This is a genomic window from Bittarella sp. HCP28S3_D9 (assembly GCF_052065655.1).
Taxonomy (GTDB): Bacteria; Bacillota; Clostridia; order Oscillospirales; family Ruminococcaceae; genus Bittarella; species Bittarella massiliensis.
In genome coordinates this window covers 41137-61669 of the sequence record NZ_JBQHTP010000006.1, presented here as the reverse complement: position 1 = coordinate 61669, position 20533 = coordinate 41137, and the positions used below count along the sequence as shown (strand labels likewise).

Sequence of the window (20533 nt, the reverse complement as noted above, 5' to 3'; positions counted from 1 at the left end):
TGCAAGTGCAGGTGAAGGAGAAGTTGGCGCGGCTCATCGATGTCAAGAGCATCATCACCCTGATGGTGATGGGGGTCTTCTGCGCGCTATCGGCGGCGGGGAGGATCGATGTGCAGAGCTTTATGACGGCGGCCACAGCGGTGATCACCTTCTATTTTGCAAAACAGCCGTCCAGCGGCAAAAAGGGGGAATGAGAGATGGCACAGAGACTGATCCAGCCCCTCAACCGGGCACGGGTGACTGCGTCTTACAAGTGGGGCGGCGCCTACCAGCGGGAGTTTGGGGCCCCGCACTACGGGCAGGACATGACCGGCGGCCCCACCGTCTACGCCCAGGGCGAGGGCACGGTGGCCTTTGCCGGATGGGACAACGTCTGCGGCTATGTGGTGGGCATCGTCTACGACGACTGCGTCAACCACTTTGACGGCGGGCACCGCCCCCTGGTGGGGCGGTACTACCACATGGCGGACGTGCGGGTGAAAAAGGGGCAGCGGGTCACCAAGGACACCCGCATCGGCACGGTGGGGAACACTGGGAAGTTGACCACCGGCCCCCACCTGCATGTCGAGTTTGACACCGACACCCGCTACCCGGCCTACACCCCCACCCTGACGGGGCACTCCAATCTGCTCAAGAGGGGGCTGCGGGGGGCGAGGGACACCACGGTGGACCCCATGCGGGTGACCTACTGCAAGGCCTCCGGCCCCGACTGGCAGGCCATCGCCGCCGGCTACGGCCGGGAATGGGTCGACCCGCGGGATGCGCAGATCCCCGAGATCCAGTAGAGACAAGACCCCATAGAGGGGAAGAGGCCCGACCAGCAATCCGGTCGGGCCTCTCCCTTTGGTGCGCGGGGCATTCACGCCTGCCGCCGCCGGTAGGTGGCGGGGCGCAGGAGGATGAGCATGGGGAAGATCTCCAGCCGCCCCAAGAGCATGTCCAGGCTGAGGACGATCTTCGAGAGGTCGGAGTAGGTGGAGTAGTTGTGGATGGGCCCCACGATGTCGAGCCCGGGGCCGATGTTGTTGAAACAGGAGAGGACGGCGCTCAGGTTGGTCACCAGACTGAAGTTGTCCAGGGAGACGACCAGCAGGGAGGCGATGGCGATCAGGCAGTAGGCCGACATGTAGGTGTTGATCCCCTCGAGCACCGAGCGGCCGACCGGGCGGCCGTTGAGCTTGACCGTCTCCACGCTGTTGGGGTGGAGCAGCTTGCGAAAGCCCGCCTTCATGTTCTTGAAGATGAGGAGCAGGCGGATGGTCTTGACGCCGCCGCCGGTGGAGCCGGCGCAGGCCCCGGCGATCATCAGCACCAGGAGAAGGGCCCGGGAGAGCTCCGGCCAGAGGTCGAAGTTGGAGATGGCAAAGCCGGTGGTGGTCATGATGCTGCTGGTGTGGAAGGTGGCCTCGTGGATGCTCATCCCCACCGAGCCCATCTGGGGGTAGATGTTGCAGGCGATGACGGCCGAGACGCTGAGCATGATGGCGAAGTAGAGCCGCACCTCCTCGTCTTTAAGGGCGGCGCGCCAGTTGCGGAAGAGGAGGTAGTAGACGCTGAAATTGACCCCGAAGAGGGCCATAAAGACGGTGCAGACCCCCTGCAGGTAGATGGAATAGCCGGCCATGCTGTCGTTTTTGATGCCGAAGCCCCCGGTGCCGGCGGTGCCGAAGGCGGTGCAGAGGCTGTCGAAGAGGGGCATCCCCCCTGCCAGCAGGAAGAGGACGCAGATGATTGTCAGCCCGACGTAGAGGAGATAGAGGATCTTGGCGGTCTGGCGCATCTTGGGCACCAGTTTCCCCACCGAGGGGCCGGGGCTCTCGGCGCGCATCAGGTGCAGGGTAAAGCCCTGCCCCTTTTGCCCGGGCGCGACGGCCAGCAGGAAGACCAGCATCCCCATGCCGCCCAGCCAGTGGGTGAAGCTGCGCCAGAAGAGCAACCCCTTGCTCATGGCCTCCACGTCGGTGAGGATGGAGGCGCCGGTGGTGGTGAAGCCGGAGACCGTCTCAAAAAAGCAGTCCACCAGGCTGGGGATCTCCCCGCTGAAGTAGAAGGGGAGGCTGCCCAGAAAGGACATGACCACCCAGGCCAGGGCCACCAGCACAAACCCCTCTTTGGCGTAGAAGGTGGAGCCGGATCTCTGCCCTGCCCGCCGCAGGAGGAGCCCCAGCACCACGAGGATGCCGACAGTCAGGAGGAGGCCGCGGCGGGCGGCCTCCTCCCCCAGGGAGGCGGAGATGGCGGCGGGGGGGACGAGGAAGGCCGCTTCCAACAGCAGGAGATTGCCCAGGTAGCGGCTGATGATCGCGCAGTTCATAGCTTCCTCCCCCGCCTATCCCGCGAAGATGTCGCCCAGGTCCCGGATGGTCTGCTCGGCGGTGGTGACGACGATGACGGTGTCGCCCAGGCGGATGCAGTCGGAGCCCTGGGGGATGATGGTCTTTCCCCCGCGAAGGATGCAGGAGAGGAGGATGTTGGGTTTGATGGGCACCTGGGTCAGGGGCTCGTCCAGATGGCGGGTGGCAGAGGTGGCCACGAACTCCAGCGCCTCCGCCTTCCCCTCGACGATGTAGTGCAGGGTCTGCACCGCGCCGCCGGTGGTGTTTTCCATGGCGCGCACATAGCGGACGATGTCGGTGCAGCAGAGGTCTTTGGGGCTGATGACCGTGTCGATGCCCAGGTCGGAGAAGGTGTCGACGTACTCGGCCCGGTTGATCTTGGTGATGCTCTTGGGGACCCCCACATGGGTGGCGTACATCGAGATGATGAGGTTTTCCTCGTCCATGTCGGTGAGGGTGACCACCGCGTCGGTGGAGGTGATCCCCTCGGCCCGCAGGATGTCCTGCCGGCTGCCGTCGGCGTTGATGATGGTGGCCTTGGGCAGCAGGGCGGCCAGCTCCTCGCAGCGGGCGATGTCCTGCTCGATGATCTTGACGGTGATGCCGCTGGAGAGGAGGCGGCGCGCCAGGTAGTAGGCGATGCGGCTGCCGCCGATGATGAGGGCACTGCGGGTGCGCTCGGTGGTGAGGCCCAGATTTTTTAGCAGGGTCACCAGGTCCTTGCTGTCGGCGGTGACCGAGATCTTGTCCCCCTCTTCGAGGGTGAAGGCGCCGGAGGGGATGTAGACCATCCCCCGCCGCTCGACAGCGCAGACGAGCACCTTGACCCGGATGAGTTTGTAGAGCTGGGAGAGGGGCTTGCCCCGCAGGGGGGAGTCGGCGCAGATCTTCAGCTCCACGATCTCCACCCGCCCCTTGGCGAAGCGGTCGCGCTTGAGGAAGGAGGGGAACTGGAGCAGGTGGTCGATCTCCCGGGCGGCGGCCATCTCGGGGTTGATGGTCATGGAGAGGCCCAGTTCGTCCTTGAGGAAGTTGAGCTGGCCGGCGTATTCAGGGCTGCGCACCCGGGCGATGGTGTGGACATTGGCCATCTTGTTGGCCACCATGCAGCACAGGAGGTTGATCTCGTCGCTGCTGGTGGCGGCGATGAGGAGATCGGCGGTGTCGATGCCCGCCTCCTCCAGCACCGACTTGCAGGCGCCGTTGCCCTGCACCACCATCACGTCATAGGTCTGTAAACTCTCTTCCAGCACCCGGGGATCGCGGTCGATGACCACCACGTCGTGCCCGGCGCGGGACAGGCGGGCGGTGAGGGCCAGACCGACCTTGCCGTCGCCGACAATGACGATTTTCATTTCAACACCTCTCATCTCTCGTGAAAAGAAAAGAATTTTGTCGCGATGGGTATATCTTAACACGTTATTAACAATAAGGCGAATGAAATTAACGAAATCTTTATATAAATCCTGCCCTGATTTTTTGGCGAAAAGGGAGAAAAACAGGGGGGCAGGTCGGGGAGGAGGGCTACCGGGGGCGGCGAAAATCTGCTATACTGTCTGACAGGAGATCGCTGGGGGCGGCTGGCCTGTCCCCTGGAACAAGGGAGGAAATGAGCGGTGGAAGAGCGGGTGTTGGAAGTCCCCAATCTGGACTACTTTGAGAGCGGAAACGACTATGTGGGCAGCCACAGGGGGTTTAACTACCGGATCTGGCCCCAGGAGGGACAGCTGCTCGCGGAGGTCTGGTACGGGTACTTTTGCCGGGCCAAGAGCGCGGTGGAGGGCGAGCAGTCCTTTCCCCTTGACGAGGAGGGGCGCACCGCCCTGGAGGGTTGGCTGAAAGAGGCCGACGCCGCCTTTGCGGAGAAAAAAGAGGCGGGGGAACTGGAGGAGAAGCTGCGCATCTAAAAGGGAGGCCGCCTGCGGGCGGCTTGAGAGAAGGAAAAGAGCGGGTCACCGGCAACTGTGGCGGTGACCCGCCCTTTTTGTGTGGAAGGGAAAGGGGCCTGCCCCCAGATAGGAAGTGGGGACAGGCCTTTTTTGTTGGTTTTCTCTGCCGGTGATGGGGGAAAATCGCCTTTTGCCAGGGGGCGAAAGCGCACTCTGCCCGTTCAATGGGGGCAAAAGGGAAGGGGGATACAGGGACAGGGGCGTCTTTTTCGTTCGCGGGTCGGGGGAAGGCTGGGGATAGAGGTGGGCGCAGTCTTTCCCCTCGGGGGCCTGCGGCGGGGGAAGCCGGAGGGAGAGACGGGTGCGGCCCTTCTCCCGGGGGGTGCGTCGAGAGAGGCCGGAGAGAGGTGAGCGCAGTTTTCCCCTGGGGCCTGCGGCGGGGGAAGTCAGGGGAAGAGATGGGTGCGGCCCTTCCCCCGGGGGTTGCGGCGGGAGAGGCCGGGGGAAGAGATGGCGCGGCTTTTCTCCGGGGCCTGCGGCAGGGGAAGTCGGGGGGAGAGATGGGTGCGCCCTTTTCCCCGGGACCTGCGCTGGGGGAGGCCGAGGAGAGAGATGGGGGCGGCCTTTTCGCGGAGTCTGCGTTGGGAGAAGCCGCCCTTTGCTGCCGGTTTTTCCCCTTTAATGGAGGTTGGGGGCGGCGGCGAGGATGGCCTCTTTCCACTGCGCCTGCTTGGGCAGGGTGAGCTTTAGCACCCCGCCGTCCGCCGCGACGACCACAAGCGCCTTTTGCAGCAGGCCGAACTTGCCGTCCCGCACGGCCTGGATCTCCTCCAGCGGGATGGAGATAGCGCCGTACTGGCCGGTCATCTTGTTGACAGCGGCGGCGGTGAGCCCGGTCCTCAGGTTGAATCCCTCCAGCTTTTCGGGGATCGCCAGCAGTCGCCGGTCGGTGAGGTAGATGGACGCGCTTGTGCTCATCTTCCCGAAAAACTGCTTGTCCTCGGTCGTGAAGGTGCCGGACGCTTCCAGCAGTTTTTTCTCCCCTTCGCCGCCTGCGAGGTGGGTGCCGCAGCGGGGGCAGCAGTCCTCGTCGTCCGGAGCCTGCTCGGCAAAGCCACAGAGGGGGCATTTGATCTCTGACATAGGGTGTAGACCTCCTTTTTTCTGTGCCGGCGGGAGGGGCCCTTTCGGCCGCGCGCCGGCAGATGTCCCCAAAAGGGGGATGTATTGGCATGATTTGAGTATAGCACGAATGGGGAAGCGCCACAATGGCCCCCTTGGCGGCGAGTCGGGCGGAGGGGGAGGGTCTGCCCGACCAGTGCAGCAGCCTTATGACGGTCCGGCCTTTGCGCCCGCTGGGCGTCCCCCCGCCCCTGGCAAAGAGGGGAGCGGCGGCAAAAGAAAAAAGGAATGGCCTTTTGATAGTGGACAGACTGCTGTCAGCTTTTTTGCGGTAGGATGGGAGCAGCAAAGGGGAAGACCCCCTTGGAGAGAGGAGCGTATCAAATGAGCGAAGCGTACTGCCAATCCTGCGGGATGCCATTGGGCGAAGGTGAAGAGATGCGGGGGAGCGAGGCCGACGGCAGCCCCAGTCGCGACTACTGCAAATACTGCTACGAAAAGGGCCGGTTTCTGGCCGACTGCACCATGGAGGAGATGATCGACTTCTGCGTCCCCCTCATGGCCCAGTCGGGGATGGACGCCGGCCAGGCCAGGAGGCAGATGGAGGCGGTCTTCCCCCAACTGAAGCGCTGGAAGCGGGATTGAGACAAAAAGGGGGAGCCCCGGGACAGGCAGTCTGTCCCGGGGCTCCCCTTTTTTGCCGGTTTAGCGGTAGAAGCCGTACTTGACCTTGATGCGCTCGAGCTTTTGGATGAGGGAGGGGCCAAAGAGGAAGAGAAAGAGGGCGGTCCCCGCCCCGTGGAGGGCGTCGTAAGGGACGCCGGAGAGGTAGAGGAGCCCCAGGGAGGGGAGGGTGAGCCCCATGCCCGAGGCGGGGAGGGCGCTGGCCATCACCAGGGCGGCGGCGTTCATGATCCCCCCGTAGACGATGAAGGTGGTGAGAAAGCCGAAGGAGGCGAGGGTCAGCCCGTCCAGCGGCAGCCGCCTGCGCTGGATGACCAGCCCGCAGAGGAGCCCCAGGGCGCCGAAGGCGTAGAGTCGCCAGCCGAGAAAGCCGCCCCCGCCGTCCCAGCGCTTGGCCAGAAGGGCCAGGGGAACAGCCAGCCCCAGGCAGAGGAGGGCGGCGAGGAGGGGGAGGGCGTCCCCCGCCCGCCGCCACTGCCAAACGCCCAGGCCGAGGGCGGCGACAGCGGTGAGGGCGGCCGCCAGCAGCGCCAGGCGACCCCCGGCGGGGGCCCCTGTGCCCAGCAGGTGGACCGCCAGGGCCGCCGCCACCGAGAGGAGGGTGCAGACCACCGGCCCCTGTACCAGCTGGAATTGGCGGGAGTTGGTGCGGTTGGCGGCGGCGCGGTTGAAGACCAACCCCGCCAGAAAGCCCAGCAGCCCCCAGCAAAACATCTGCCAGGGGGTCCAGGGCCCCTGCATGGAAAAGAGGTTGGCGCAGAGCCGGGCCAGGGCCCCGGTGAGAAACCCCGCCTCGGGCCCGAAGGCGATGCCGGCGATGATGACCAGGGCGGTGCCCGGCTGCAGGGGGCCCGCCAGATAGCCCAGCAGGTTGCCGCAGACGGCCAGGGCCGCCATCATGGCGACCATCACGATCTCCCGCGCCTTGGGCCGCCGCTTTTCGTAGACGAGGAAGAAGGGCAGAGAGGTGTAAAAGACGATCAGCAGGCTGACCAGGAGATAGCGCTGGTCGTCCAGCAACGCCACCCCCGCGAAGATGGTGAGGGGGATCAGCAGAAAGATGATGGCGGCGGAGAGGAGGGTGCGTCGCTTTCTGGCCCGGAGCTGTTGGCGGTCAAATTCATTGCGCACAGTGTGATCACATCCTGACAGGTGACGGCCTCTGCAAACAGGTGGCGGGACATCCGGTTGGCGGAGGTGGTGTAAAAGCTGTTGCCGCCGAAGAAGCGGCGGGGCGGGTCCTGCGAGGCGATGCAGCCGTCGAAGAAGAGGGCGCAGGTGTCCCCGTATTCGGCGCAGAACTCGATGTCGTGGGAGACCATGAAGAGGGTGAGCCCCCGGGCCAGCAGAGACTTGAGCAGCTTGGCTAGAGAGGCCTTGAAGAAGGGGTCGAGGCCCTTGGTGGGCTCGTCCAGCAGCAGGATCTGGGGCTGGCGCAGGAGGATCTTGCCCAGGGCCAGCCGCTGCTGTTCCCCCCCGCTCAGGTCGTAGGGGTGGGCGGCGCGCCGGTCGGTCAACTCCAGCAGGGCGAGCATCTCCTCCACCCCCTCCCGGCGGGCGCGATCGGTGCCGGGGAGGTCTGTCAGGGCGTCGAAGAGCTCCTCCTCGGCACTGAGCTCGGTGAAGAGGGCCTGGGGGTTTTGGGGCAGCACCCCCAGGGCCAGCCCGTCGGCCACCTTTACCCGGCCGCGGTTTGGCTTGAGCAGCCCGGCAATCAGCTTGAGGGCGGTGCTCTTGCCCGCCCCGTTGCCCCCCAGCAGGCAGTACCACTCCCCCCGGCGCACCGTCAGGGAGAGCTCCCGCACCACCTCGTCCTCCCCCCGCCGGTAGCGAAACCAGACGTTTTCCAGGGTGAGGGCGGGCTCCGCCGGGGGCGGGGAGGCGGTGTCCCTCTCCGGCAGGGCGGGCCGGGAGACCCCCTGGGGAAAGAGGCTGTCCAGCCAGAGCCGCCCCTCCCGCACGGTGACGGGGCAGGGGCCCTGGGGCTGCACCCCGGCGCAGATGCGCACCGCCGCCGGCAGGCCCAGGTACATGGGGTGCGCCTGCCCGGCCCGGCTCAACTGGGCGCTGACGGCTTGGGGGGTGTCGAAGGCGGCGATGCGGCCCCCCTCCATCACCATCACCCGGTCGGCCAGGGGGAAGGCCTCCTCCAGCCGGTGCTCGGAGAGGAAGACGGTGGTGCCCAGCTCCCGGTTGATTTTGGCGAGGGTGGCGAGAAACTCCGAGGCGGCGATGGGGTCGAGCTGGGAGGTGGGCTCGTCGAGCACCAGCACCTGCGGCTGCATGGCCATGACCGCCGCCAGGTTCAGCAGCTGCTTTTGCCCGCCGGAGAGGGCATAGACGTCCCGGTGGAACCAGTCCTGAATGCCGAAAAAGCTGGCCATCTCCGCCACCCGGCGGCGGATCTCGGGGGTGGGCAGCCCCAGGTTTTCCAGCCCGAAGGCCAGCTCGTGCCACACCTTGTCGGTCACCAGCTGGGCGTCGGGGTCCTGCTGCACAAAGCCGATGGCGCAGGCGGCGGTGCGGGGGTCGAGCCGGTCGATGGGGGTGCCGCGGTAGAGGACCTCCCCCCGGCGGTCGCCGTAGGGGGTCATGCTGGCCTTGAGGTGGCGCAGCAGGGTGGATTTGCCGCAGCCCGAGCGGCCGCAGAGGACGGTGAAGGAGGCGGCAGAGAGGGAGAAGCTGACCTCCCGCAGGGCGTCCTCCTCCCGGTCGGGATAGCAAAAGCTCAATCGCTCACAGCGGATCTCTTCCATTGGCGCTCTCCTTTCCAGTCGATCAGGGGGGGTAGCAACAGCAGCGCCCCGTAGGCGGCGGCAGAACAGACAAAGAGGGGGCTTGTGGGGGGAAAGACGACCTTGGGGTAGAAGGCCACCTCCCAGGCGCTGCTGAAGATGCCGGTGCAGGCCGCGGCAAAGAGCCCCCCGATCAGCCCCAGCAGGGCGCCGTCTTGCCGGGTGAAGCGGAAGGTGTGAAAGCTGGTGCGGCCCTTGAGGCCGTAGCCGCGGGCCTCCATCGAGTCGGAGGTGGCGATGGCCGCCTCCAGCGACCAGGAGAGGAGGATGGACAGCTCCCGCCCAAAGACCCGCAGCCGGGACAGGGGGCCGCCCTGTCCCCCCCTGCCCAGGCAGCGCTGCCCCATGGACACCTCCCCAAACCGGGCTTTGAGCAGGGGGACAAAGCGGAGACAGATGGAGAGGGTGAGGGAGAGGGCGGGGGAGACCCGGCCGAAGAGGTAGACCACCTTGTCGGAGCGAAAGAGGGGCCCCATGCAGGAAAACCAGAGGAGGATGCCCCCCATCAACACGCCGGTGGCCAGCCCGTAGAGAAAGGCCTCGGCGGTCATGGGGTTGTCGGCTAGGTAAAAGAGGACGGTGGCCCCCCGGTGGTTGAAGAGGGGGTTGATCAGCGCCGTCAGCACCACCGCCGGCAGGAGGAAGAGGAGGGCCAGCCGCAGGGCGGCCGCCCCCCGCTGCAAGAGGGCGTAGAGAAGGGCCGAGCAGAAGGTCAGCCCCAACAGCAGCGGGTGGAGGGAGAAGACCGAGGCGACCACCAGGGCGGCAAAGTAGGCAAAGGTGACCAGGGGGTGGTAGCGGGCAAAGCCGCCCTCCCGCGGGGGGGCCCTCATCTGCCCCCCACGTCCTTGCCGAAGTCGCAGGTGTAGCACCAGACCAGGGTGTCCCCGTCCTTGAGCGGGTACTGGCTACACCCGTAGTTGGGGAAGGTGCCGTTCACCTTGTACATCCACCCGCTGCCGCTGCCCACCTGTTTTTCATAGAGGTGGCCGATCCCCTCGATATAGGCGCTGCCATAGCCCGACTGGCTCTGAAATTCCATCTGGATGCGGTGGCTGCGGGTCACCCGCTTGAGCACCTCAAAGGCGCTCTCCCCCTCCTGGATCTCCACCTTGGTGGGGGGGAGGATGACCCCGTTTTGGGGGATGTAGGGGCGGAGGTTGTCGTCCACCTGGTCGAGTTTGTCCAGCAGGGCGGTGCAGACGATGGAGACGGTGACGGTGGAGGTCTGGGGGGTGCTGTTCCCCCCGGACGGAGCGCCCTGCGACGAGCCGGCGGAACTGCCGGCGCTGCTGGGGCCCGACGGGCCGGCGGGGGTGGAGGAGCTGCCGCCCGCGGGGGTGGTCGAGGGGGCGGAGGGGGCTTCGGGCTGCTCCCCCTCCCTGCTGGGCTGGTCGGGAGCCTCCTCCCCTGTCGCGGGGAGGAGGACCCAGCTCCCCCCCTCCCCCAGGGAGAAGGAGAGGGCCCCCTCCTCCGCCTGCACCGGGCCGGCGTATTCCAGCGCGCCGCCGGTGTAGCGGTAGAGGGCGGCGTAGGCCGTCTCCCCCCCTGTTTTCAGGGAGAGGTCGGCCTGCACCGGCAGGGCCCCGTTGTGGCAAAAGGCGAGGGTGAGGGCAAAGGAAGAGCCCTCTTTCGCCTGCGCTGCCAGCAGTTGGGCGATCTCATCGCCCTCCGACCCGCCGGCGACCACCTGCAGGTTGACGGGGGCCGCCTCCCCCAGCTGGTCGCAGGGGAGGGACCAGGTCAGTTCCCCCGCCCCCTCGACGGAGAGGGTGCGGGTCAGGGGCGCGCCGCTCTCGGCGGCGGCCTGCAGCTCCTGCGGGGTCAGGCAGGTCTGGTTGGCGCCCTCGGCAAAGCGGGCACCCTCCTCCGCCAGGGCCTGGGCGGCGGCTGCCCGCTCCTCCTCGGTGGCGCTGTCGCTCTGGGCCAGGGTCTGGGCGCTCTCCAGCGCATGGCGCAGGGCGCCCAGGGCGTTCCAGGAGTATTCGCCGGCGGCGTTCCCCTCCTGGGCGCCGTCGAGAAGGGCCTGGGCGGCCTCGATCTGCGCCCCCAGTTCCCCGCCGCGTTCGGCCGGTTCGATGGTGGTCAGTTTGAAGATCCCCGCCGCGGCGAGGAGGGCAAAAATGCCCACAACGGCCCACAGGCGGGCCCTTTTTTTCCAGGTGCTCATCGGCATCTCCCCCTTGGTTTGGTCCGTGCACGCAAAGGGCGACCGGCGACGGGGCCGGTCGCCCTTTTCAGCGGGTGGGTGCGAACAGATAAGGCGGTCAGACCCGCCGGCGGCGCTTGCAGGCGAGGGCCAGCGAAAGGGCGGCCAGCGCGGCGGCAAGCAGAGCTGCCGGAGCGGAGGCGTCGGCGGTGTTGGCGCTGGCGTCGCCATTGCCCCCCTCTGCGCCGGACTCATCCAGCAGGGCGGCGGCCTGCTGGGCCACCTCGTCGGCCAGCCGGCCGTTTTGCAGGTACTTTAGGTCCCCTTCCAGGATGCCGTCGCGGTAGCCCTGGATCTCCCGAGCGATCGCCAGCAGCTCGGCGGCGTTTTCGGCGGTGACGGGGATGGGCTGTCCGTCCTTCATCAGCAGCTGGGCGGTCATCAGGTTGACCAGGTCCACCTTGGCCGGGCTCAGGTGCTGCTCGATCTCGGAAATTTTGGCCAGGTCGGCGGGGAGCAGCCCCTCCAGCGCCCGGTCCAGCTCCTGGATGAGGGGGCGGCTCTCCAGGGTGATCTCCGCCCCGCCGAGTTTGTCGGAAATCAACTGGGCGGCAGCGGCCATCTGCTCCTCGATGGCGGCCACCCGGGCGCGGCTGTCGGCCAGCCGCTGCCAGTTGGCCAGTTTTTCCCGCTGGGCGTCGGGGAGGGCCTCATAGCGCGATTGCAGGCTGTCCACCGCGGCGCGGTCGCCGGAGGTGAGGGCGGAAAGGGCGGGCAGGGCGGCGATGTCCTCGTCCAGCTTCTGGACGATCGCCTCCTGGCGCAGGGCCTCGATGGCGGCCGCCGCCCTTTGCAGGGTGTCGGCGCCGGCGATCTGCGATTGCTCCTGGGCGGCGAGGGCCTCGTAGGCCGAGAGCAGGGCGCTCACCTTGTCCGCGTCTTGCAGGGTGAGGGACGGGAGGTCGAGAGAGGCGATGCTCTGGTTGATGCGGGCGATGGGGTCGGCGGTGGAGAGGGCCAAGATCTCCTCCAACTTGCCGTGGTTTGTCACCTTGGCCTGTTCGGCGGCGGAGAGGGCGCGGTAGCGGGTCTCCACCCGCCGGGCCTCCGCCAGGTTGACGTAGCGGTAGGAGCTGGCGTCGGGCAGCCGCTCGATCTGGCGCTGCACGTCGGCGGCGGTGATGGCGGTATCCCCCTTGTTGCCGTAGCAGTAGAGGTAGCCAGCGTCGTTGTACCAGACCAGCGAGCCGTTGGGGGCGATGGCGATGCTCTGGGTGCAGTACTGGCGGCGGCCGATGCCCGGGACCACCTCCACCTGGGGCGCGGTCTGGCCCTCTTTATCCTTTAAGATGAAGAGGTTGTCGGAAGACTCGTTGGCCACGAAGTAGAGATAGACCTGGTTGCCGTTTTCGGCGCTGGCATAGGCGGTGGTCAGGGCGGCGGAGCCGGCGCTGTTGACCGCGTCGGTCTGGTAGAGGGTGATCATGGTGTTTGTGTCGACGACAAAGACCGGCATCTGCGCGCCAAAGCTCTGGCCGGCCAGGTAGAGCCGATCGTTGTAGATGACCGGGGAGGACTGGGTGTCGCCCCCCGAGATGCCGGCCGTCCACTCCCGCAGGCTGGCCTGGTCCAGCTTGCCGTCGGCGAGCAGCTTGTAGCTGCGCACCGCCGCCCCCGCCGTGGGGTGGCCGGAGGAGAGGTAGACGCGGCCGTCCTTTTCATAGTAAAAGGGGGTGGAGCGGGCGTTGTAGCCGCTGGGCAGCGAGAAGGTGTCGGCCACCGCGCCGGTCTTGTAGTTGACCGACCAGACGGTGCTGGAGCCGGCGTAGTTGGCGTCGGTGAAGAGGGCGTAGTCCCCGGCAAAGGCCACGCCGTTTGTGTTGAAGCCGGCGTCGGAGGGGGAGGCGACGGTCCAGTTTGCGGCCTTCACCTCGGTGGAGCTGGCGGGGTTTTCGTCGGCGGTGTCAAAACAGGCGTAGACCCCGCCGGTGCGGTAGGAGCCGGTGAACACCCGCCCGTCGTGGCAGGTGACCGGGCTCTGCACGGCCGAACCCGGCAGCTCCTGGGTGACGTAGAGCTGTTCGAGGGTCTCGGCGTCAAAGGCGCGCAGGAAGTTTTTCTGCACCCCGGTGGCGTCGGCGTCCAGGTTGTTGATCTCGCAGGGGACGAAGATCTTGCCGTCCCCCGCGCCCAGGATCATGGTGTACTGGTTGTGGGCCGCGCCGAAGACCGGGGCGCTGGCCACCTCCTTGCCGCTGCCCAGCTCGTACTTGCGCAGGCGCTGGAAGCTGTAGCAGTAGACGTAGTTCCCCAGGATGACGGGGGTGCTCGACGAGTCGGTCCAGGTGCTGGAGTCGCCGGTCTGCTTCTCCCACTTGAGCTCGATTTCGGCGGCGGTGGTGGGGGCCTTGGCGTCGGAGACGCCCTTGAGCCCGTCGGCTCCCAAAAACTGGGGCCAGCCCAGTTCCGCCGACGGTTCTGCCGCCAGGGCGGGCAGGCTGCCGGAGGCGCAGAGGCAGAGCGCCAGCAACGCCGCTGCCGCCCGCTTTTTTACAGAGATGTTTCCCATTTTTTCTCTTCCTCTCGATGGTTGCGGGGGATGGGCGGCCGGGGAGGACAACAAAAAAAGACCGTCGTCCGACGGTCTCTCGTGCAAAAAGGGGCGGGCGCAGGGCAGCCCAGCCTGTTTTGGCACTTTTGTCCTCGGCCGGAACTACTCATACACCCTGTTGCGGCAGGTCTCCTGACTCGGATGTCTCCCTACTCTCCAACCCGCCTTCCCAGGTCCAAAAGACCCAGTGGCGGCAGCAAAGCTGCCGTTGGATTTCGCCATCCTCACAGTAGCGGCGACTGTCACGGATTTTCACCGTGTTCCCTTTTGCTCCGCCCCAGAAGGGGCGGACCACAACAAACCATTTTATTTTGATGAGACCACTATACCACGGCCCGGGCCCACAAGTCAATTGAAGGGGGGATTTTGCCGCAGATGTGCGCCCGGCCGCGGGAAGGCCGGTCCATTTTTCCCCGCTGGGCGGGCGGTCTTTGGCGGCGGCTGGATAACGGCGGGGCGGCTGTGAAAAATAAGGAGGAGGAAGGGAGGGGGAGAAACGAATGGACGCATTCACAGCGTATCTGGAGGGGCTTGAGACGGTGCAGCAGCGGGCAGTCCTCGGCGGGGTCCTGCGCTGGGTCGGGGAGACGTTTCCCGACTTGACCCCCAAAATTGCCTGGAGCCAGCCGATGTTCACCGACCACGGCACCTTCATCATCGGCTTTAGCGCCGCCAAGGCCCACCTGGCGGTCGCCCCGGAGAGGGCCGGAATCCTCCGCTTCTCCGGCGCGATCGAACGGGCGGGGTACCGCCACAGCAAGGAGCTCATCCGCATCCCCTGGGGACAGGCGGTGGACTTTGCGCTGCTGGGGGAGATCATCCGCTTCAACCGGGAGGACAAGCGGGACTGCACCAAATTTTGGCGGGGGTAAACCGCCCTCTGCCCCTGCGCGCCGGTTTCCCCCACCGGGGTGGGGGGGGGAGGACGACCCGCGCAGGGGTAGAGAAAAAAGCCCCGGCGCAGACGCGCCAGGGCTTTTTTGTTTGGAGCAGGCGATGGGAATCGAACCCACAACCTCAGCTTGGGAAGCTGATGTTTTACCACTAAACTACGCCTGCACCTGTAAGTGCTTTACTATTATAGTACGGCTTGGCCCCAAACGTCAAGCCCCGGGCGAGAAATTACAAAAAAATTCCCGATCCCCACCCCTTCGACAGGGCGTGGGACAACTGTGGAAAAAAGGGCGTTGTACTTGGGTGAAAAAGGTGCTATTTTAGAGGGGAGAAAGAGGGGAGTCGCGAGATGAAAGAGGCAAAGGGGGAGAAGCGGGTGTGGATTTTGTACGCGGTGCTGTCGGCGGTGTTTGCCGCCCTCACCTCGATTTTGGCCAAGGTGGGCATTGAGAAGATCGACTCCAACCTGGCCACCGCCATCCGCACGGCGGTGGTGCTGGTGATGGCCTGGGGGATCGTCTTCCTCACCGGCGCCCAGGCGGGGCTGCGGCAGATCGGCGGGCGCAGCCTGGTCTTTTTGGTGCTGTCGGGGCTGGCCACCGGGGCCTCCTGGCTGTTTTACTACAAGGCCATCCAGATGGGGGAGGTCTCCCGGGTGGTGCCCATCGACAAGTTCAGCGTGGTCATCACCATGGTGCTGGCCTTTGTCTTTTTGCACGAAAAAATCACCCTGAAGACCGCCCTGGGCGGGGTGCTGATCACCGCTGGGACCTTTGTCATGATTTTGTGATCCGGCCGGGCGGACGAGGGGCGGACCCCGTCGGGGGCGCCGAAGGCGGGCGAGCGGACCGCGGCAACAGGCGGGGGAGAGGGGATGCCTTCTCCCCCGCCTGTTTCTGCGCCCTTTGGGCGCTGGAGGGGGGCGCCCTCTCCCCGCAAACTGCGCCCAGGGGGCAGAGAGGGACCGCGCCCTCCCCCGCCGTCAATCGGCGTTTTGCGTATATCGGCACCTGGGGAAATGGGAGCAGCCCCAAAACTGCTCTCCCGCATGCGCCCCTCTGGTGGCCGTTCTGAGGACGAGTTTGCCCCCGCATCTCGGGCAGACTTTATTGGCCGACGGACTGGCGGGTGAATGGTGCTTTTTGTGTATATTTTCGATGTGCGACCGCTTTTCGGAATCGCCCGCTTGCGCCAGTGGGGCCAGCCGGTCGTACAGCTCATCGATTTTTTGGGGTTTGAGCTGGCTGCCCAGCCCTCTTGCCGTCTGGGCTATATCGGACAGGACGTCGTATCGGTTGACGACGCGGTGTTCCCGGCTGGTCAGGCGGATGTCTTTTAATGTGCAGCGATCGCTAAAGACGATATAGGAGAGAAAGGGGACAAAATCCTCCTGTAAAAACGCCTTCAGCCATTTCAGATGCACCTTGTTCTGCACGATCGGGTTGAGAAATGAAACTTTTTTTGCACGGCCCTTCCCCGCGGGCAGGGTCTGCGTCCAGTATGAGTTGGTTTCGGTGCCAAAGATCCACCCGCTGTAGTTTTTTGATTCAAAGACATATATGCCCGACTCGTGGAGGAAAATGACGTCTATCTCTGTTTTTCCCCCGTCCTGCTTTGGCAAATAGCAGTTGAAGAGGAAGCGCTTGTAACCCGGCAGTTGCCGCAGGCACCGGTAAGTATAAAACTCGCCAAGCAGCCCCTTGTCCCTTCGGACGCGCCAGTAGGGGTTGCGGGTTTGTTTGAAATACGCCGTCTTTTCGTATCTTTTTCGCGCGATCTCACAGGCCAAAAAGGCGGTTGCGACGACGGCCAAAAGCAATATCATAGGCTCCCCCCTGTGCGTCTGTCTGCTGTGCTGCAGCGCGCTGTTTCGGCTGTTCGATCGCCCTTTTCGCCGCATTTCCGCTTTTGCCGAAAAGCAGTGCTGCCGGCCTTCCCCAGAGGCGGAAAAACGGCGGTCCACAGGGGCTTGCCGCTGCTGTGACAGGGTTTTTATTGACCAAAGGGGACCTGTTTTTTTCGAGTTCTCCCCTGGTCTCCACCCAGTTTTCCGCGTGGCCGCAGTCGCAGCAGACATAGCGGATGACGGGGATCTTCCCCATCGGGGTCATGGACGAGGGGGAGATGTTGCTGCCGCTGGCATGGCGATTCGGAGCGTCTGGGACGCGGACGGTGTTTTGCGAACCGCACTTGGGCCATCTTCTCGCATTCTCCACTTCTTCATCTCCCTTCCCCCTATATTATAGGTTTGTCCTGCGGGGGAGCGCAAGTGAAAAGGGGAAAGATCTCGCAGAGTTTTGGCCGCTGCGCTATTCCCGTGTTCCCTGTATCCCCTCTTGTGGCTGGGTGCGGCTGAAAGGTGAGGGCGCGCCGACCGCCGTGCGGCGGGAAAAAGAGAAACGACACCGCTTTGGCGGTGCCGTTTCTCTTTTGGGGAAGGGCATTTTCTCGCGAGAGGATCGCCCTTCGCGGACTAGATGTTGAAGCTGGGCGGCTGCTTTTTGGCCGGGTCGAAGGACTGGCCGCCGGGGTAGGACAGGTCGAAGTAGATGCGCGAATCCACCGTGGTGCCCCACTCTTTCTGGCTGCCGGTGTCCTGAATGCGGTTGAAGGCCTCGCGGAACATGGTGTTGTGGGCCTCCTCCCGGTTGAGGAGGAAGTCGATGGTGTCCCGCACCCCCTTGTCGTCGATTTGGCGGTAGAGGTACTGGTAGACCACCTTGGCCCGCTGCTCGGCGGCGATGTCCGAGAGGATGTCGGCTGCCAGGTCGCCGGTCTCGTTGACGTAGGCGGCTGTCCAGAGGTAGCCGGAGGCATTGGCCAGCATGGGGGTCAGCCCGGTGAGGACGTGGGCCTCCACGTTCCCCACGGTGGCGTGGGCGGCGTCCAGGTCATGGCCGTTGAGCAGGTTGACTGCGGTGGCCACCATCTCCATGTGGCAGAGCTCCTCGGCGGCCACGTCCAAAAACAGGTCTTTGATCTCCGGGTCCTTGATGCGCATGCTCTGGGACAGGTACTGCAGGGCGGCCTTCAGCTCGCCCTGGGGCCCGCCCAACTGCTCCTGCAGCATGGCGGCGTAGTTGGGGTTGGGCCTGTCCACCTTTACTTCGTGGAGCAACTTTTTCTCGTGTTTGAACAACGTTTCTTCCTCCTTTGGCGCCAGAGGCGCAGCTGTTTTTAGCGGGGGGCGGTCCGCTCTGCCGACCCCCCGCTGCCGGGGAAAGAGGGAGCTTAGCGGCCCAGGCGGCCAAAGGTCGCCCGGCGGCCCAGCTCCTCCTCAATGGCGAGCAGGCGGTTGTACTTGCAGACCCGCTCGCTGCGGGCGGGGGCGCCGGTCTTGATCTGCCCGGCCGAGAGCCCCACGGCGAGGTCGGCGATCGAGGTGTCCTCGGTCTCGCCGCTGCGGTGGGAGAGGATGGCCCGGTAGCCGTTTTGGCGGGCCAGGGACACCGTCTCCGCCGTCTCGCTGAGGGTGCCGATCTGGTTGGGCTTGACCAGCACCGCGTTGGCGGCCCCCGCCGCAATGCCCTGGCGCAGCCGGGCGGGGTTGGTGACGAAGAGGTCGTCCCCCACGATCTGCACCCGGCCGCCCAGGCGGGCGGTGAGGGCGGCAAAACCGGTGAAGTCGCTCTCCCCCAGCGGGTCCTCCAGGGAGACGATGGGCCAGCGCCCGCAGAGACCGCACCAGTACTCGGCCAGCTCTCCGGGGGTGAAGGGCTGGCCCCGCTTGGGCAGCCGGTACCCCTCGCCCTGGCTCCACTCGCTGGCCGCCGCGTCCAGGGCGATGGACAGGTCCTGCCCCGGGCGGTAGCCGGCAGCCTCGATGGCCTGGCAGAGCAGGGCGAGGGCCTCCTCGTCCCCCGGCAGGTCGGGGGCAAAGCCCCCCTCGTCCCCCACGGCGGTGGAGAGGCCCCGCTCCCGCAGCAGGCGGCCCAGGCTGTGGTAGACCGCGACGCCCATCTCCATGGCCTGGGAAAACCGATTTGCCCCCACCGGCACGATCATGAACTCCTGTACGTCCAGGTTGTTGCCGGCGTGGGCGCCGCCGTTTAGGATGTTCATCATCGGCAGCGGCAGGGTGCAGGCGGCCGCCCCGCCCAGCCAGCGGTAGAGGGGCAGCTCCCGCGCGGCAGCGGCGGCCTTGGCGCTGGCCAGGGAGAGGGCCAAAATGGCGTTGGCCCCCAGGCGGGACTTTGACTCGGTGCCGTCGGCGTCGAGCATGGCCCGGTCCACCGCCAGCTGGTCGTCGGCGTCCAGGCCGGTGAGGGCCTGGGCCAACGCCCCCTTGACATGGGAGACCGCCCGGGTCACCCCTTTGCCGCCAAAGGGCTCTCCGCCGTCCCGCAGCTCCCGCGCCTCAAAGGCCCCGGTGGAGGCGCCGGAGGGCACCATCGCCTCCCCCACGGCGCCGCAGCGCAGCCGCACCTGGGCGGCGACGGTGGGGTTGGCCCGGGAGTCAAAGACCTGTCGGCCGCTCACCCCGCAGATGGCGGTGGGAAAACAAGTTTTTTCATCCATTTTTTTGCCCTCCTTGTGTCGCGCCCTGGCGCTCCCGCCGGTGGTCGTAGAGCACCTCGCCCCCGATGAGGGTGTAGAGGGTCTCGGTGAACACCTCCATGGGGTTGCCGGAAAAGACGGCGATGTCGGCGTCCTTCCCCGGCTCCAGGGTGCCCAGTCGGTCGTCCACCCCGCAGATGGCGGCGGCGTCGCAGGTGATGGCCCGCAGGGCCCGCATGACGCCCAGTCCCTCCCGGGCGGCGATCCCCGCGTAGATGGGCAGATACTGGAGAAGGGAGACCGGGTGGTCGGTGGTGATGGCCACCGTCACCCCCTCGTCGGCCAGGATCCCCGCGGTCTTGAAATCGGCGTACTGCACCTCCACCTTGTTGCGCGAGGCGATGGAGGGCCCGACGATGGCGGGGAAGCCCGACTCCTTGACCTGCCGGGCGATCAGGTGCCCCTCGGTGCAGTGGTCCAGGGTGAGGCGGAGGTCGAATTCCCGCGCAATGCGGATGGCGGTGAGGATGTCGTCGGTCCGGTGCGCGTGGGCCTTGAGGGGGATCTCCCGGCGGAGCACCGGCAGCCAGCACTCCTTGCGAAAGTCCTCCTCAAATTCGCCGCCGCTTTTTTGGGCGGCCTCCTTTTTGGCCAGGTAGGCCCGGGCGGCAGTGAGCTCTTCCCGCAGCATCCCGGCAATGCTCATGCGGGTGGCCGGCATCTTGCCCTGGCCGCTGTAGTTGGTCTTGGGGTTCTCGCCGAAGGCGACCTTCATGGCCGCCGGGGCCAGCACCACCATCTCGTCCACGCTGCGGCCGTCGGTCTTTAAAAAGGCGAACTGCCCCCCCACCACATTGGAGCTGCCCGGGCCGATCATGGCGCCGGTGATGCCCGCCCGCACGGCGTTGTGAAAGGCCGCGTCCATGGGGTTGATGGCGTCAATGGCCCGCAGATAGGGGGTGATGGGGTCGGTGGTCTCGTTGCAGTCGTCCCCCTGCAGACCGGTCTTCTCCTCGCTGATGCCCAGGTGGCAGTGGGCCTCGATGATGCCCGGCAGGATCCAGCCGCCGCCGGCGTCCAACACGGTGGCTCCCGCCCGCTCCTTTGGGGTGCAGTGGGTGTCCACCCGCAAAATTTTGCCCTCCTTAATAAGGACACATCCGTTTTCAATGGGGTCTTCGCACATGGGGAAGACCCGCCCGTTTTCAATGATCAGCACGCTTTCGCCGCCCTTCGAGTGATTCCTTGTTTTGGCAGTATTAGCATGGTTTTTTCCCCCTCTTTTATGCGGTGACGGCTGCATAAAAAGGCGGCGCAGGGCGGATACTAACAGCGTACTTTTCAATGGAAAGGGGGGTCGATCCATGTACGAGCAGAATCAGCAGCAGAACCAGCAGAATCAGCAGCAGAGACAGCAGCGCCAGAACCAGCAGAACCAGCAGCAGAAAAAGCAGCAGCAGAATCAGCAGAACCAGCAGAACCAGCGTCAGAACAACAACGACTAGCGATCTGATGTTTTGAAGGCCGGAGCCTTGAACCGCTTTTTGTAGGGCGGC

The 20533-nt window shown here is 65.7% G+C and carries 20 protein-coding genes, 1 tRNA gene and 1 riboswitch; of the genes, 7 read left to right on the top strand and 14 right to left on the bottom strand.

Translation table 11 applies throughout. The features are described 5' to 3' along the window. Positions 1-5: 5 nt before the first annotated feature. Positions 6-194, top strand: a complete 189-nt coding sequence (locus tag ACTNAU_RS05060; protein ID WP_441097762.1) for a hypothetical protein — start codon at positions 6-8, stop codon at positions 192-194. A 3-nt stretch (positions 195-197) separates the two neighbouring features. Beyond that, positions 198-785, top strand: coding sequence for a M23 family metallopeptidase (locus tag ACTNAU_RS05055; RefSeq protein WP_441097761.1), 588 nt, complete (start codon positions 198-200; stop codon positions 783-785). Between the two features lie 74 nt (positions 786-859). Here ACTNAU_RS05055 and ACTNAU_RS05050 read toward each other — a convergent pair whose 3' ends face one another. Both ACTNAU_RS05050 and trkA read right to left on the bottom strand, forming a co-directional pair. Then, complete coding sequence (locus tag ACTNAU_RS05050; protein ID WP_441097760.1) at positions 860-2314, bottom strand: TrkH family potassium uptake protein; 1455 nt, start codon at positions 2312-2314, stop codon at positions 860-862. A 15-nt stretch (positions 2315-2329) separates the two neighbouring features. Next, positions 2330-3691, bottom strand: a complete 1362-nt coding sequence (gene trkA / locus ACTNAU_RS05045) for a Trk system potassium transporter TrkA (RefSeq protein ID WP_256135267.1) — start codon at positions 3689-3691, stop codon at positions 2330-2332. A gap of 261 nt (positions 3692-3952) precedes the next feature. On the opposite strand from trkA, the gene ACTNAU_RS05040 reads away from it, so the two are divergent. Further along, the gene (locus tag ACTNAU_RS05040; RefSeq protein WP_441097759.1) at positions 3953-4243 is read left to right on the top strand and encodes a hypothetical protein; all 291 of its coding nucleotides are present in this window, start codon (positions 3953-3955) and stop codon (positions 4241-4243) included. Positions 4244-4903: 660 nt separating this feature from the next. On the opposite strand, the gene ACTNAU_RS05035 is transcribed toward ACTNAU_RS05040, so the two are convergent. Further along, entirely contained in the window at positions 4904-5368 is a 465-nt protein-coding gene (locus ACTNAU_RS05035; protein WP_441097758.1) for a hypothetical protein, read from the bottom strand. Between the two features lie 363 nt (positions 5369-5731). Between ACTNAU_RS05035 and ACTNAU_RS05030 the strand changes: the two genes are divergently transcribed. Beyond that, positions 5732-5992, top strand: coding sequence for a zinc ribbon domain-containing protein (locus ACTNAU_RS05030; RefSeq protein ID WP_185915545.1), 261 nt, complete (start codon positions 5732-5734; stop codon positions 5990-5992). A gap of 60 nt (positions 5993-6052) precedes the next feature. Here ACTNAU_RS05030 and ACTNAU_RS05025 read toward each other — a convergent pair whose 3' ends face one another. The 5 genes from ACTNAU_RS05025 to ACTNAU_RS05005 form a co-directional block, all read right to left on the bottom strand. After that, a complete protein-coding gene (locus tag ACTNAU_RS05025; protein ID WP_441097757.1) occupies positions 6053-7162 on the bottom strand; it encodes an ECF transporter S component in 1110 nt (369 codons plus the stop codon). Further along, the gene (locus ACTNAU_RS05020; protein ID WP_441097756.1) at positions 7081-8787 is read right to left on the bottom strand and encodes an ABC transporter ATP-binding protein; all 1707 of its coding nucleotides are present in this window, start codon (positions 8785-8787) and stop codon (positions 7081-7083) included. The genes ACTNAU_RS05025 and ACTNAU_RS05020 overlap by 82 nt, the downstream gene beginning before the upstream one ends. Then, the gene (locus ACTNAU_RS05015; protein ID WP_441097755.1) at positions 8760-9659 is read right to left on the bottom strand and encodes an energy-coupling factor transporter transmembrane component T; all 900 of its coding nucleotides are present in this window, start codon (positions 9657-9659) and stop codon (positions 8760-8762) included. The genes ACTNAU_RS05020 and ACTNAU_RS05015 overlap by 28 nt, the downstream gene beginning before the upstream one ends. Further along, positions 9656-10996 (bottom strand): DUF4430 domain-containing protein, encoded by a 1341-nt coding sequence (locus ACTNAU_RS05010; RefSeq protein WP_441097754.1) that lies wholly within the window; start codon positions 10994-10996, stop codon positions 9656-9658. Before ACTNAU_RS05010 ends, ACTNAU_RS05015 begins: the two co-directional genes overlap by 4 nt. Before the next feature lie 97 nt (positions 10997-11093). Then, entirely contained in the window at positions 11094-13544 is a 2451-nt protein-coding gene (locus ACTNAU_RS05005) for a hypothetical protein (protein ID WP_441097753.1), read from the bottom strand. A gap of 147 nt (positions 13545-13691) precedes the next feature. Beyond that, positions 13692-13897: riboswitch (cobalamin riboswitch) on the bottom strand. 189 nt (positions 13898-14086) lie between these two features. Here ACTNAU_RS05005 and ACTNAU_RS05000 point away from each other — a divergent pair. Continuing rightward, a complete protein-coding gene (locus ACTNAU_RS05000) occupies positions 14087-14458 on the top strand; it encodes an iron chaperone (RefSeq protein ID WP_441097752.1) in 372 nt (123 codons plus the stop codon). Between the two features lie 113 nt (positions 14459-14571). Here the strand turns inward: ACTNAU_RS05000 and ACTNAU_RS04995 are convergent. Then, positions 14572-14645 (bottom strand) — tRNA-Gly (locus ACTNAU_RS04995). Between the two features lie 184 nt (positions 14646-14829). Here ACTNAU_RS04995 and ACTNAU_RS04990 point away from each other — a divergent pair. After that, positions 14830-15270 carry an EamA family transporter gene (locus tag ACTNAU_RS04990; RefSeq protein ID WP_207721257.1) on the top strand — a complete coding sequence of 147 codons (441 nt, stop codon included), beginning with the start codon at positions 14830-14832 and terminating at the stop codon, positions 15268-15270. A gap of 192 nt (positions 15271-15462) precedes the next feature. Here ACTNAU_RS04990 and ACTNAU_RS04985 read toward each other — a convergent pair whose 3' ends face one another. From ACTNAU_RS04985 to ACTNAU_RS04965, 5 genes are all read right to left on the bottom strand, one after another. Continuing rightward, entirely contained in the window at positions 15463-16305 is an 843-nt protein-coding gene (locus ACTNAU_RS04985) for a nuclease-related domain-containing protein (RefSeq protein WP_216400803.1), read from the bottom strand. After that, a complete protein-coding gene (locus ACTNAU_RS04980) occupies positions 16259-16591 on the bottom strand; it encodes a hypothetical protein (protein WP_441097751.1) in 333 nt (110 codons plus the stop codon). Before ACTNAU_RS04980 ends, ACTNAU_RS04985 begins: the two co-directional genes overlap by 47 nt. Positions 16592-16953: 362 nt before the next feature. Beyond that, a complete protein-coding gene (locus ACTNAU_RS04975) occupies positions 16954-17619 on the bottom strand; it encodes a manganese catalase family protein (protein WP_185915553.1) in 666 nt (221 codons plus the stop codon). A gap of 92 nt (positions 17620-17711) precedes the next feature. Beyond that, positions 17712-18998 carry a phosphopyruvate hydratase gene (gene eno / locus ACTNAU_RS04970; protein WP_185915554.1) on the bottom strand — a complete coding sequence of 429 codons (1287 nt, stop codon included), beginning with the start codon at positions 18996-18998 and terminating at the stop codon, positions 17712-17714. Further along, complete coding sequence (locus ACTNAU_RS04965; RefSeq protein WP_369680672.1) at positions 18991-20196, bottom strand: amidohydrolase; 1206 nt, start codon at positions 20194-20196, stop codon at positions 18991-18993. Before ACTNAU_RS04965 ends, eno begins: the two co-directional genes overlap by 8 nt. A gap of 145 nt (positions 20197-20341) precedes the next feature. Between ACTNAU_RS04965 and ACTNAU_RS04960 the strand changes: the two genes are divergently transcribed. Next, positions 20342-20482 (top strand): hypothetical protein, encoded by a 141-nt coding sequence (locus tag ACTNAU_RS04960; RefSeq protein ID WP_441097750.1) that lies wholly within the window; start codon positions 20342-20344, stop codon positions 20480-20482. The last annotated feature ends 51 nt before the right edge of the window (positions 20483-20533 follow it).